Genomic DNA, 12,618 nt, shown 5'->3' on the forward strand with positions numbered 1-12,618 from the left:
GCTGATCTTCACCGCGCGACGGCGGTTGTTTGTTGTGTGTATAGCTCGCTTTCCCGCTGGCCCAGGGCCCGGAAGCGCGCCGAGAGTAGCAGCTTTGCCAGAGGCCGACCAGCACCAAACATGGTCTTGAGAGTCACAAAAATGACCGAAAAAGACAACGCAGTCACAGGCCATCCTTGCCTTAGTTACCCCGCGAAAAGCCTCTAGCTCGCACATTGCAGCGCGCAGAGCCTAGCTCGTCTCTGCCGGTGATGCAGCACTGGGCTGCATGAAGCATGCGAAGGTAGTTACCAAATCACAACAATTGGAGTGCCCGAGGGCAGATGAGGCGGGAAAGCCCCTCCCCCAACAGTGGGGAGGGGCCTTGGGTCAGGCGATGTCGCGCAGCTCGCGACGCAGGATCTTGCCGACCGGGGTCATCGGCAGCGAATCCTTGAATACGATGTGCTTGGGCACCTTGTAGCCGGTGAAGTTTTCCTTGCAGTAAGCCTTGAGCTCTTCCGCGGTGACGCCGCCGTCACGCGGTACCACGAACAACTTGACCGCCTCCCCGGACTTTTCGTCCGGCACGCCGATGGCCGCGCAGCTGGCGACCTTCGGGTGGGCCATGACCACCTCCTCGATCTCGTTGGGGTACACGTTGAAGCCGGAGACGATGATCATGTCCTTCTTGCGGTCGACAATACGCACGAAGCCGTCCGGGTCGATCACCGCGATGTCGCCAGTCTTGAACCAGCCCTCGGCGTCGAGCACTTCGGCGGTCGCTTCCTCACGCTGCCAGTAGCCCTTCATCACCTGCGGGCCCTTGATGCACAGCTCACCGCGTTCGCCCAGCGGCAGCTCGTTGCCGTCGTCGTCGATCACCTTGAACGCCGTGCCCGGCACCGGAATACCGACCGTACCCAGGCGCGCCCTATCGCCATAAGGGTTGGTGCTGGCCACCGGCGAGGTTTCGGTCAGGCCGTAACCTTCGACCACAGTGCAGCCGGTTATCTGCTTCCAGCGTTCGGCGGTGGCCTTGACCAGCGCGGTACCACCGGAGTTGGTGACCTTGAGGCTGGAGAAATCGAGGTTCTTGAACTCCGGGTGATCCATCAGCGCAACGAACAGGGTGTTGAGACCCAGCAGCGCAGAAAACTTCCACTTGCCCAGCTCCTTGACAAAGCCGGGGATGTCGCGCGGATTGGTGATCAACACATTCTGGTTGCCGTTGAGCATCATGCACATGCAGTTCGCGGTGAAGGCATAGATATGGTACAGCGGCAGCGGCGCGATCATGATCTCCTGCCCCTGTTTCATCAGCGGCGTGCCGTCATCACCGAGCTGCGCCAGGCAGGCGTCCACCTGCAGCATGTTGGCCACCAGGTTGCCGTGGGTGAGCATGGCGCCCTTGGCCACACCGGTGGTGCCGCCGGTGTATTGCAGCACGGCGATGTCGTCGTGGCTGGCTTTGACCGGCGTCAGCGTCTGGCCGTGACCCTGCTTGAGCACCTGCTTGAAGGCAATGGCCTGGGGCAGATGGTAGTCGGGCACCATCTTCTTGACCTTCTTCACCACGGTGTTGACCAACCAGCCCTTGAGACTCGGCAGCATGTCGCCCATCTTGGCTTCGATCAGGTAGTCGATCTCGGTATCCGGCAGCACCTCCTGCACCAGCTTGCCGAACATGTTCAGGTACACCAGCGCACGCACACCGGCATCCTTGAACTGGTGGCGCATCTCACGCGCGGTGTACAGCGGGTTGGTGTTGACCACGATCAGCCCGGCGCGCATGGCGCCGAACACGGCGATCGGATACTGCAACACGTTGGGCATCTGCACCGCGATACGATCGCCCGGCTTGAGGTCGGTGTGCTTCTGCAGGTAGGCGGCGAAGGTCGCGGAGAGACGATCCAGCTCGGCATAGGTCAGCGTCACGCCGAGATTGCTGAAGGCCGGACGGTCGGCAAAGCGCTTGCATGAGCGCTCGAATACTTCGATCACCGACTTGTAGCTGGACAGGTCGATATCGTTAGGCACGCCGGGAGCGCGCTTGTCGTTCCAGAAATCAGGTTGCATTGTTCTTGTCCTCTTCCCCTGAAGTGATCTGGCCCGCAGTGCGGGACTGCCCGGAAAGTAGCAATTCAGAGCGGCGCCGCAAATAGCTCGAAGGCGTCATTGATGGGCTGAATTTCGCTATAAATGCAGTGATTCGTAACCGATCTTTACGACTCACGGGAAATTCGCCCATGCTTTGCCTGACACCCGTCAGGGTGCACAATGCCGCCAATCTCCGGCACAAGGATTAGCCATGCGCCACAACACCTTTCCCCTGGCCACCCAGGACGGTCTGCACCTGCACGTCAACCACTGGCACGCGGATCAACCGCCGCGCGCGGTGGTCATGCTGGCCCATGGCATGGCCGAGCACAGCCTGCGCTACGCACGCCTGGCTGAAGCCCTGGTCGCGGCAGGCTTCGCGCTCTACGCGCTGGATCAGCGCGGCCATGGCGCTACCGCCGAACGCGGCACCCTTGGCCACTATGCTGATGAAGACGGTTGGAGCAAGGTGGTCGGCGACCTATCCACCCTCAACCACCACATTCGCCAGCAGCACCCGCATACGCCAATCTTCCTGTTCGGCCACAGCATGGGCAGCTACATCGGCATGGCCTATCTGCTCGGCCATAGCTGCAGCCTGCAGGGCGCCGTGCTATCCGGCTCCAATTACCAGCCCGTGGCGCTGTACAAGGCCGCCCGGCTGATCGCCGGCTTCGAGCGCTGGCGCCTGGGCCCCAAAGGGCGCAGCAAGGTCATCGATTTTCTCTCCTTCGGCTCGTTCAACAAAGCCTTCAAGCCCAACCGCACGGCCTTCGACTGGCTCAGCCGCGACCCGGCGGAAGTGGACAAATACGTGACCGATCCGCTGTGCGGTTTCGTCTGCACCACGCAGTTGTGGTGCGACCTGCTCGATGGCCTGCAGCACATCACCCCGTCCAGCAACCTGGCGCAGATCGATGCTGACCTGCCGCTACTGGTGATCGGCGGCTCGCGCGACCCTGTCAGCGACGGCAAGCGCCTGGGTGATCTGGCTGGCGCCCTGCGCGAAGCTGGCGTGCGCGACGTGCAACTGAAGATTTATCCCGAGGCCCGTCACGAGCTGCTCAACGAGAGCAATCGCGACGAGGTCACCGCCCACCTGATCGACTGGCTGCAGCAGGCGCTGAGCCATGGTCGAAGCCCAATCAAGGAGTGTCCATGACCCAGGTAACCAATATCCCCTACGAAGCTCTCGAAGTCGGCCAGCAGGCGAGCTTCGAAAAGCAGGTCGAAGAACGCGACGTACAACTGTTCGCTGCGGTATCCGGCGACAACAACCCGGTACACCTGGACGCCGCCTTCGCTGCCGAGACCATGTTCAAGGAGCGCATCGCCCACGGCATGTTCACCGGCGCGCTGATCAGCGCCGCCATCGCCTGCAACCTGCCTGGCCCGGGCACCATCTACCTCGGCCAGCTGCTCAAGTTCACCCGCCCGGTGAAGCTTGGCGACACACTCACCGTGAAGCTGGAAGTGCTGGAAAAACTGCCGAAGAACCGCGTGCGCATCGCCACCCGCGTGTTCAATCAGGACGGCAAGCAAGTGGTCGACGGCGAAGCCGAAGTGCTCGCCCCGAGCGCCGAGCAGACCGTGACCATGCCGCCGATGCCGCAGGTCACCGTCAACTGAGGCGCTGCAAGCTGGTGCGTGGCTACAGTGCTGCGCACCACTTTTGTTCTACACTCACAAATCTTGAACGACCTTGCGCTGCCATAAGTGCGTTTCTTTGTGCATATCGCACAAGCCCCTTTGATCACCTTGCCAAGCAGACTGCTGCACTGCTTTCTGGCACGTCCCCTGCTATCGCCAAGGCCTCACCCTCTTACCGGAGCCAGGTCCATGAGCCATGCCACCCCCGATAGCGATTACCCCCTGAGCGAGGTGCCCAGCGGCGCACGCCAAGGGCTGTTTTCCACCGCCATCCTGCTGTTCGGCTTCACCTTCTTCACCGCCACTATGTTCGCCGGCGGCAAGATCGGCATGGCCTTCGACTTCACCACTCTGCTCTGGGCTGCGGTGATCGGTAACCTGCTGCTCGGCCTGTATGCCGCCGTGCTGGGCCTGATCGCCTGCCGCAGTGGGCTGAACTCGGTGCTGATGGGCCGTTTCTGCTTCGGCGAGGTGGGCAGCAAGCTGTCCGACATGCTGCTCGGCTTCACCCAGATCGGCTGGTACGCCTGGGGCACGGCGACCATCGCCATCGTCCTGGTGAAGATTCTTGGCCTGCCCGAAAGCCTGACTATCCCGCTGATGGTGCTGTTCGGCTTCGGTTTCTGCGTCACTGCCTTCATCGGCTACAAGGGCCTCGATCTGCTCTCGCGCGTCGCCGTGCCGGCCATGCTGGTGCTGCTGGTGGCTTCGCTGTGGATCGCCACCCGTGATATCGGCGGTATGGCCGGGCTACTGGCAGTCCAACCCAAGGAGAGCATGAGCCTGAGTATGGCCATCACCCTGGTGTTTGGCACCTTCGTCAGCGGCGCCACCCAGGCCACCAACTGGACACGTTTCGCCAAGAGCGGCCGCGTCGCGGTGCTGGCCAGCCTGTTCGGTTTCTTCATCGGCAATGGCCTGATGATCATCGCCGGGGCCTATGGCGCCATCGTCTATCAGCAACCGGACGTGGTCGAAGTGCTGGTGCTGCAGGGGCTGTCCATGGCTGCCGTGATCATGCTGTTCCTCAATCTGTGGACTACTCAGGACAACACCATCTACAACTTCGCCGCCGCCGGCTGCAACCTGCTGCGCACCGGCAAACGCAAGACCGTGACCCTGGCCGGCGCGGCCATCGGCACCTTGCTGGCTATCGGCGGCATGTACGAGATGCTGATTCCCTTCCTGATCCTGCTCGGCTCGATCATCCCGCCGATTGGTGGGGTGATCATGGCCGACTTCTTCTACGGCCACCGCGCGCGCTATCCGAAACTGGCCGATGTACGTCTGCCGACGTTCAACTGGGTCGGCCTGGGCGCCTACCTGATCGGTGCACTCAGCGCCTACTTCTCGCCCTGGGTAGCCCCGCTGGTGGGCATCGCCGTGGCTGCCGTGGCCTACGTTGTGCTGTTCGAACTGAACAGGGCCCTGGTCGGCCGCCAACAGGTCGCCGGCGCGTGAGCCTGACCGTCGCCGATGTACTCGCCCTGCCCGACCTGGCCAGCATGCACCTGCGTGCCGGCCAGGCCGGGCGCGACAATGCCGTGCGCTGGCCCTACGTGGCCGAGAACGAAGGCATCGCCGACTGGGTGATGGGCGGCGAGCTGATCTTCGTCACCGGCATCAACCATCCGCGTGACGAAGCCAACCTGCTACGCCTGGTGCGCGAAGGCCATGAGCGCGTGGTGGCCGGCATGGTCATCCTCACCGGCGCCGAGTTCATCCAGGCCATCCCGCCCAGCGTCATCGCAGAAGCCGAGCGCCTGAACCTACCACTGATCGAGCAGCCCTACGCGCTGAAGATGGTGGTGGTCACCCAGGCCATCGGCACCGCGCTGGTGCAGGCGCAGCAGCTCGGCCGCTCACGCCAGCACGTGCTGGAGCAGGTGCTCGAGGGTGACTACCAGTCACTCGAGGTGCTGCTGCAACGCGGTGACAGCCTCGGCCTGGCACTGCATGTGCCGCGTCAGGTGGCACTGCTGCGCCTCGACGGCAGCGAGCAACTGTTCGGTGACCTGCCCGACGAAGACGCCGAACGTCAGCTACAGACTCGCCAACAACTGCTGCAACGGCGACTGGAGCAGAGCCTCGGCGAACTCGGTAATGCGCTGCCGCTGGTCAGCCAGGGCCGTCATTGGATCGCCCTGCTGCCCTGCCCCGATGCCCACGCCGAAGCGCGTAATCGTCAGGCCATGACCGTGCTGCTCGATGAACTGCGCCCGCAACTCGGCCCGCTACGGCTGTTCCTTGGCCTAGGCAGCGCCGGCTGCGAGGCGCCGCGTTTCGCCCAGGGCCTGGGTGAAGCACGCCAGGCACTGGCCGTGGCGCAGCGCTTTCCCGAGCGCCTGGGCCTGTGCAGTTTCAATGAATTGGGCGTGCTGGAGCTGCTCGGTGCGATCCGCGACCGCAGCCTGCTCGATCGCTTCGTCGAACGCGTGGTCGGCCCGCTGATCGGCGACGACTCACGCCACCAACCGGTGCTGATGCCGACGCTGGAGGCCTGGTTCGCCGAGAACGGCAACCTGGCCCTGGCCGCGCAACGCCTGAACGTTCACCGCAATACCCTGAGCTACCGTCTACAGCGCATCGAAGCGCTGACCGGCTGCTCATTCGAAGATCCGCACGACCGTCTGAACATCAGCGTTGCGCTGTTGATCCGGCGCCTGTCGTCGCCTGCCTGAGAGGAAACCTGATGATCATTCACAATGCCCGCCTGCGCGGCCGCGACGGCCTGCACCGCATCACCCTGGACGGCGAGCGCATCGCTGCCATCGACGCCCAGCACGCCTTGCCCCCCATCGCCGAGGGCGATCTGAACGCCGCCGGCAATCTCGTGGTGCCGCCCTTCGTCGAGCCGCACATCCACCTCGACGCCACCCTCACCGCCGGCGAGCCGGCCTGGAACATGAGCGGCACGCTATTCGAGGGCATCGAGCGCTGGGCCGAACGCAAGGCGCTGGTCACCCATGAAGACACCAAGACCCGCGCCAAGAAGACCATCGACATGCTGGTCGACCATGGCATCCAGCACGTGCGCACCCACGTCGACGTCACCGACCCGACCCTGGCAGCGCTCAAGGCCATGCTCGAAGTGCGCGAGGAAACCCGCCACCTGATCGACCTGCAGATCGTCGCCTTCCCGCAGGAGGGCATCGAGTCCTACGCCAACGGGCGCGCGCTGATGGAGCAAGCCGTGGAACTGGGCGCCGATGTGGTCGGCGGCATCCCGCACTTCGAGAACACCCGTGACCAAGGCGTGTCGTCGATCAAGTTCCTGATGGAGCTGGCCGAACGCACCGGCTGCCTGGTGGACGTGCACTGCGACGAGACCGACGACCCGCAGTCACGTTTTCTCGAGGTGCTGGCCGAGGAGGCCCGCGTGCGCGGCATGGGCGCGCGGGTCACCGCCAGTCACACCACGGCCATGGGCTCCTACGACAACGCTTACTGTTCCAAGCTGTTCCGCCTGTTGAAGATGAGCGGCATCAGCTTCATCTCCTGCCCCACCGAGAGCATCCACCTGCAGGGCCGCTTCGACACCTACCCGAAACGACGCGGCCTGACCCGCGTGGCCGAGATCGACCGCGCCGGGATGAACATCTGCTTCGGCCAGGACTCCATCGTCGACCCCTGGTATCCGCTGGGTAACGGCAACATCCTGCGCATCCTCGAAGCCGGCCTGCACATCTGCCACATGCTTGGCTACGAAGACCTCAAGCGCAGCCTGGATCTGATCACCGACAACTCGGCGCGCGCCCTGGCGCTGGGTGATCGTTACGGGCTGGAGGCCGGTCGCCCGGCCAACCTGCTGATCCTATCGGCGCCGGACGATTACGAGATGGTGCGCAGCCAGGGCCACGCACTGGTGTCGGTACGTCACGGCAAGGTGCTGATGCGCCGCACGCCGGCACAGATCGAGCGCGCCTGATCACGTTCAATTGGTCGCAGGGTGGATGACGCTTCTTTCATCCACCATTGCGTCAGTCCAAGCGGTGGACAAGCTTCGCGTTGCCCATCCTTCGGACTGTAGGAGCCCCGCCCCGGGGCGAATAGTGGGTTCAACTCATTATCGACGTTGCCTGAACCATTCGCCGCGAGGCGCGGCTCCTACCAGTCAGAACCGCGCTACTCCACCCTTACGCTGGCGGTCATGCCGGCGCTCAGCACCATGCTCTCGGGTACCTGATCGAGCTTGATACGCACCGGAATGCGCTGCGCCAGGCGCACCCAATTGAAGGTCGGTTCGACGTCGGCCAGCAATTGCCCGTCCGGGCTGGCGTTGCGATCGGTGATGCCGCGGCTGATGCTCTCCACCTCGCCGCGAAGCTGCTGATCACCGCCCATCAACCAGACCTCCACCGGCGCGCCGACCTGGATGCGCGGCAGCTTGGTCTCCTCGAAATACGCCTGTACGTAGAATGACTGGGTATCGACCAGCGCCATCACCGCCTGCCCGGCATTCACGTAGTTGCCCTGGGCCAGCACCAGGTTGGTGATCTGTCCGTCGCGCGGGGCATGCACTTCGCTGCGCGCCAGATTCAGCTCGGCCACACGCAGATCAGCCTGCGCTTCGCGGTACTCGCTGCGCGCCATCTCGGCATTGATCTGCGCGCTCTCCAGCAGCTCGGCACTGATCGCCTGGGCACCCAGGCGAGAGCGGCGCGAAGCTTCGTGCTCGCGCAGGCTCAGCTGCTGGCGGCGAATATCCACCACCGCCTTGGCCTTCTCCACCGCCGCCTGATAGCGATCGCGGTCGATGCTCATCAGCAGATCCCCCGCCTTGACCTGCTGGTTGTCGCGCACCTTGAGCTCGACCACCCAGCCGGACACGTCCGGGGCGATGGTTACCACGTCGGCGCGCACCCGAGCGTCGCGCGTCCAGGGCGAGTACATGTAGTGCTGCCAGATCCAGGAGCCGGCGAAGATCGCCGCCACCACCATGGCCAGGGTGATGCCGACTCGAATGGTCGAACGCATGCTTTTCTCCTTACCGCCCCAGCACGGCAAGCACCGCAGCCAGGACACAGACATACAGGGCACAGTCGAACAGGGCTTCGTGCCAGATCCAGCGCGACAGCCCGATGCGCTGCAGCCCCAGGCGCAACACGCCGGTCAGCAACAGCGCCAATACCGCGTAGGCCGCCATCGGGCTCAGCAATACGCCGCCCAGCGACCATTCATGCAAGCCCATTAGCCCCTCCTCTTAGTTGGCACCAGTGGAGCCAGCCGTTTTGCAGCTGCAACAGCGCCGCCTCGGCCAGGCGCTTGTCGATGCTCGGCGTGCAGGCGCGCAGGGACTCCTGCAGTTCGGCCACCGCAGCGTTCAGATCGTCTTCACGCCCTGGTGCGGGAGCACGCTCCAGCGCGTCGTCGAGGCGCTCCAGGAAACGCCGCTGCGACCGCGCCAGGCCAGCATCGGCATTGGCCAGGCACTTGCGCAGATGCAGCAACTCGTCGCCCAGATCAAGCCCGGCCACGCCATCGTCCCAGCGGCTGCGCGCCTGATCAGGCCGCGCCGGATAATGCCGCGCCAACTGCAGCAGACGATCAGCCATACGCCCACCGAACCAGTTTTCGGCACGCCCCAGGTCGCGGCGGCTCAACCGCCCGAGGTCGGCCAGGATCGCCTGCATCAGGCGCCGGCCATGCCAGACCGGATTGCGCAGCACCACCAGCTTGAAGGCCATCACCGCACAACCCACGCCTATCAGCATGCCTGGCGCTTCATTGAGGAAGAACTCGACGTTGTAGCCGACACCCGGTGCCGGCAGGCAGAGCACGATGAAATGCAGGCAGAACGAAGTGGATGTGGCGGCCGTCGCCGGCTTGGCCATGCCCAACACGCCAAAGAACAGCGGTACGCCCAGCACCAGGCAGAGCATCACGAAGCCGTCGATCTGCGGCATCAGAATCTGCCCGACGAAGAACGCCACTGGCAGTGCGTAGAAGATCCCGCGCAGGAACATCATGCCGATCTGCGGCGCCGCTTCGAGCCGGGCGAACAGGCTGCACACCACGCAGGCCAGCAGCAGCGCACCGGTGGCGTGGGTCCAGCCAGTGGCCAGCCAGAATGCAGCCAGAACCAGGAAGGTCAGCGCACTGCGCGAGCCATACACCAGCGCAGTCTGCCAGTCGTAGTGCCAGGACAAGGCGCGCGGCGCATCGGCCGGCGCTCTGCCCTCCTCGACTGCGAGCAAGGCACGACTGGCGTCCTCGACACGCAACAGCAGCACCATCAACCGCTCCAGGCACAGCTTCTGGCCACTGCTCAGTTCATCGTCCTGCGCCGCCTGGCGCAGTTGCTCGACCAGCTCCAGCAGGCCCGCTGGCTGCTCCTGCTGCAAGCGCTCGTCCACCACCTGCAACCAGGGCGCGACCGCCTGCGTCTCGCTGCTGCTCAGTAGCCGCCACTGTCGCGCCACACCGCGGGCCAGACGCAACATGCCGAGCAGATCACGGCTCAGCACCCTCAGCGCCACGGCTCGCTGGCGCCCTTGCGCGCCCTCGAACCAGGCATGCTCACGCTGAGCATCCACGGCGACGATTCGCGCCAGCACTTCCAGCAAGCCTTGCCGCGCGTCGGCCTCACCAGCCAGCGCCTGGCGCGACGCCGCTACTCCAGCCTGCCAGGCGTTACGCGCCTGCTGCGCCAGTTGTCGTTCGACCCGCTGCGGCCAGAGCAAGACGCTGCTCAGGGTGGCGCAGGTGATGCCCAGGCAGATTTCCGTGCAACGGGCGATGGCCTCGTCGAACACCACATGCGGCTTGCCAATGGCCGGCAAGGCGATGATCGCCACCGTGTAGCCGGCCAGCACGAAAGAGTACGACCAGGCGCTGCGCAACATGGTCGAGGATGCCGTGCACAGCGCCAGCCACAGGGCGAACGCCAGCACGAACAACAGCGGCGCCTGGGCGAACAGCCCCATCATCACCACGGCCATGCAGGTGCCGACCAGCGTGCCGAACAGCCGCGCCAGGCCCTTCTGCACGACCATGCCGGACAGCGGCTGGGCGACGATGAACGCGGTCATCAGCGCCCACTGCGGCTGTTCCAGGCCGAAACGCAACGCGCACCACAGCGCCAGACCACCGCCGAGCAGGGTCTTGATGGCAAATTGAACGGCTTGCGAGCTTGGCGCGAGAAACGCCAGCAAGGAATCACGCACAATGGCGACCTGAAAGAATCTCAGCCCTGAACATAGCTGTAGCGATTGAGTTGCGCCTCCGTGCGGAACCAAATTATTAGCTAGCTAAGTATTTATGTCCAGAAGGTGCTGCGACCTCAGGCGGGCAAGGCGCAAATAAAAAAGGGCGACCGAGGTCGCCCGAATTGCCTTGCGTGCCCAGTGAACTGGAAGGATCAGCTCTGCTTGCGCTTGTGCGCATCCTTCCAGATGAAGTAACCAACCCCCCCGAAGAACGCGACCATCAGAAGTACGGTGCCGACTCCGGCGAGAACCACTGTATCGACGAACATGGGCTGCCTCCTGTTGTGCCTGTCTGTCTGGGATGGCTTCACGTTATCAGCACGAGCGGCGGGAAAATTGACCTGGATCAATGGCTGGAGAGCAGGCGTGACCAGGCCTTGGGGAATACTGACCCAGGTCAAGAAATCGGGGGGGGTACGGGGCGCGAAGCACAGCCTGGCAGCTGTGCCTGACACGCAAACGGCGGGAGTTTCAGCGCTTCTTGGGTTTGCTCTTGGACTTCTTCCTGCCCTTGCCCAGCGGCAATACCTGCTCGAACACCTGGCGCATCTCGTTGAGGCGCTTGTCGTTAAGATCGTGGATACGCTTGTCGCGCTCGGCGGCGAAGTCGATCAGCTTGTCGTCATTGCTCATAGCGGAAACCGGATCAGGCGAAAGGTCAGGTTCAGGCGTGGCGCGCAGCGTTGGCGCGTCTTCGCCACTTGATGTTGCCAATGATGCTGGGTTGGCCCGCGCATGACCAGTAGCGAAGCATGCTCCAGCGTCAGCGAATGCTCGATGCGCATGCTGCCAAGCCGACGCAGATCGAAGCGCCGGCTGCCGCCCAGATTGAGCGAGGCGATCAACGGATTGCGCCCCAGCTCAGGCTCGGCATCGCTGTGCCAGCCCATGGAGTCCTGGCCGTCGCGGTAATGATTGAGCAGCACGGCATTGAGCGATTGCTCGACTTCTTTCTCGACCCGTTGGCGAATCTCGTCCAGCAGCGGCGTCCAGGGCAAGGGCTCGTGGATCTTCCCGGAATAGCGGTAACGCGCCTCGGGCTCGCCATACCAGGCGGTCAGCCGTGGCGTGCGGTGATAGCGACCATGGATGAACAACTCGGGTTGCTGCCAGGGCGTTTGCTCGACCAGTGCTTGCAGCCAGCTATCGGCCAGGGCAGCGTCGACCCAGCCGGGCAGATAATCCAGCTCGGCATCGGCAAGTGCGGGCAAGGGGTCGGCGAACAGCATCGTGAGGTCTATGAAGAAGAGGATGAAATCAGTGTCTCAGACTTCAACGTCTACCCACAGCCCCTGCCTGGGCAGATCACCTAGCGCTTGCTCCAGCTCTTCCGGCTCGGCCTCAGCCAGTTGCTCGGGGGTGTAGCCGCGCCGCTGACGACGACGCTGCTCTTCACGCAGCAGCTCCTCGGTTTCCTGCGGGTGCCGCTTGTCCAAGCTCAGCGCACTTTCCTTGGCGCTCTCCGAAGCCGGGGTCACCGGAGGAATCTCGGGCCTGGGCTTGATCACGTCTTGCGTAGCAGTGACCGGCACCAGACTGTGGGGGATCGGCGGTAGCACGTTTCAGCACCTCCTTTGGTCAGGCTGTCGGCCCCGTGAGCCGCGACTTTAGCCGGTGCTCGCTACACTTTTGACTAAGCCGCACGGCAATAGTGTCATGACTGCTTTGGCCGTGGCGCTGC

At 63.9% G+C, this 12,618-nt stretch carries 13 protein-coding genes; 5 read left to right on the top strand and 8 right to left on the bottom strand.

The genetic code is table 11. From position 1 onward, the window contains the following. Positions 1–369: 369 nt before the first annotated feature. Positions 370–2,058 (bottom strand): long-chain-fatty-acid--CoA ligase FadD2, encoded by a 1,689-nt coding sequence (fadD2, locus tag N5J71_RS07250; protein WP_279916597.1) that lies wholly within the window; start codon positions 2,056–2,058, stop codon positions 370–372. 232 nt (positions 2,059–2,290) lie between these two features. Between fadD2 and N5J71_RS07255 the strand changes: the two genes are divergently transcribed. From N5J71_RS07255 to codA, 5 genes are all read left to right on the top strand, one after another. Next, the gene (locus N5J71_RS07255; RefSeq protein WP_004423915.1) at positions 2,291–3,241 is read left to right on the top strand and encodes an alpha/beta hydrolase; all 951 of its coding nucleotides are present in this window, start codon (positions 2,291–2,293) and stop codon (positions 3,239–3,241) included. Next, the gene (locus N5J71_RS07260; protein ID WP_004423913.1) at positions 3,238–3,708 is read left to right on the top strand and encodes a MaoC family dehydratase; all 471 of its coding nucleotides are present in this window, start codon (positions 3,238–3,240) and stop codon (positions 3,706–3,708) included. Before N5J71_RS07255 ends, N5J71_RS07260 begins: the two co-directional genes overlap by 4 nt. A 210-nt stretch (positions 3,709–3,918) precedes the next feature. Next, positions 3,919–5,190, top strand: a complete 1,272-nt coding sequence (gene codB, locus N5J71_RS07265) for a cytosine permease (RefSeq protein ID WP_004423912.1) — start codon at positions 3,919–3,921, stop codon at positions 5,188–5,190. After that, a complete protein-coding gene (locus N5J71_RS07270; RefSeq protein ID WP_004423911.1) occupies positions 5,187–6,410 on the top strand; it encodes a PucR family transcriptional regulator in 1,224 nt (407 codons plus the stop codon). Before codB ends, N5J71_RS07270 begins: the two co-directional genes overlap by 4 nt. An 11-nt stretch (positions 6,411–6,421) precedes the next feature. Continuing rightward, positions 6,422–7,657, top strand: coding sequence for a cytosine deaminase (gene codA, locus N5J71_RS07275; RefSeq protein ID WP_004423910.1), 1,236 nt, complete (start codon positions 6,422–6,424; stop codon positions 7,655–7,657). 197 nt (positions 7,658–7,854) lie between these two features. Here codA and N5J71_RS07280 read toward each other — a convergent pair whose 3' ends face one another. From N5J71_RS07280 to N5J71_RS07310, 7 genes are all read right to left on the bottom strand, one after another. After that, entirely contained in the window at positions 7,855–8,706 is an 852-nt protein-coding gene (locus N5J71_RS07280; protein ID WP_278619901.1) for an efflux RND transporter periplasmic adaptor subunit, read from the bottom strand. A gap of 10 nt (positions 8,707–8,716) precedes the next feature. Then, entirely contained in the window at positions 8,717–8,920 is a 204-nt protein-coding gene (locus N5J71_RS07285; RefSeq protein ID WP_004423907.1) for a DUF1656 domain-containing protein, read from the bottom strand. After that, positions 8,907–10,895 carry an FUSC family protein gene (locus tag N5J71_RS07290; protein WP_279916598.1) on the bottom strand — a complete coding sequence of 663 codons (1,989 nt, stop codon included), beginning with the start codon at positions 10,893–10,895 and terminating at the stop codon, positions 8,907–8,909. The genes N5J71_RS07285 and N5J71_RS07290 overlap by 14 nt, the downstream gene beginning before the upstream one ends. Positions 10,896–11,089: 194 nt before the next feature. Then, positions 11,090–11,206 (bottom strand): cytochrome c oxidase subunit CcoM, encoded by a 117-nt coding sequence (gene ccoM, locus N5J71_RS07295; RefSeq protein WP_017361612.1) that lies wholly within the window; start codon positions 11,204–11,206, stop codon positions 11,090–11,092. Positions 11,207–11,408: 202 nt separating this feature from the next. Continuing rightward, the gene (locus N5J71_RS07300) at positions 11,409–11,570 is read right to left on the bottom strand and encodes a hypothetical protein (protein ID WP_004423904.1); all 162 of its coding nucleotides are present in this window, start codon (positions 11,568–11,570) and stop codon (positions 11,409–11,411) included. Continuing rightward, positions 11,567–12,166 carry an alpha-ketoglutarate-dependent dioxygenase AlkB family protein gene (locus N5J71_RS07305; protein ID WP_004423902.1) on the bottom strand — a complete coding sequence of 200 codons (600 nt, stop codon included), beginning with the start codon at positions 12,164–12,166 and terminating at the stop codon, positions 11,567–11,569. The genes N5J71_RS07300 and N5J71_RS07305 overlap by 4 nt, the downstream gene beginning before the upstream one ends. 36 nt (positions 12,167–12,202) lie before the next feature. Then, positions 12,203–12,496, bottom strand: coding sequence for a hypothetical protein (locus N5J71_RS07310; RefSeq protein WP_004423901.1), 294 nt, complete (start codon positions 12,494–12,496; stop codon positions 12,203–12,205). Between the last annotated feature and the right edge of the window lie 122 nt (positions 12,497–12,618).

The organism is Ectopseudomonas oleovorans (assembly GCF_029845265.1).
Taxonomy (GTDB): Bacteria; Pseudomonadota; Gammaproteobacteria; order Pseudomonadales; family Pseudomonadaceae; genus Aquipseudomonas; species Aquipseudomonas oleovorans.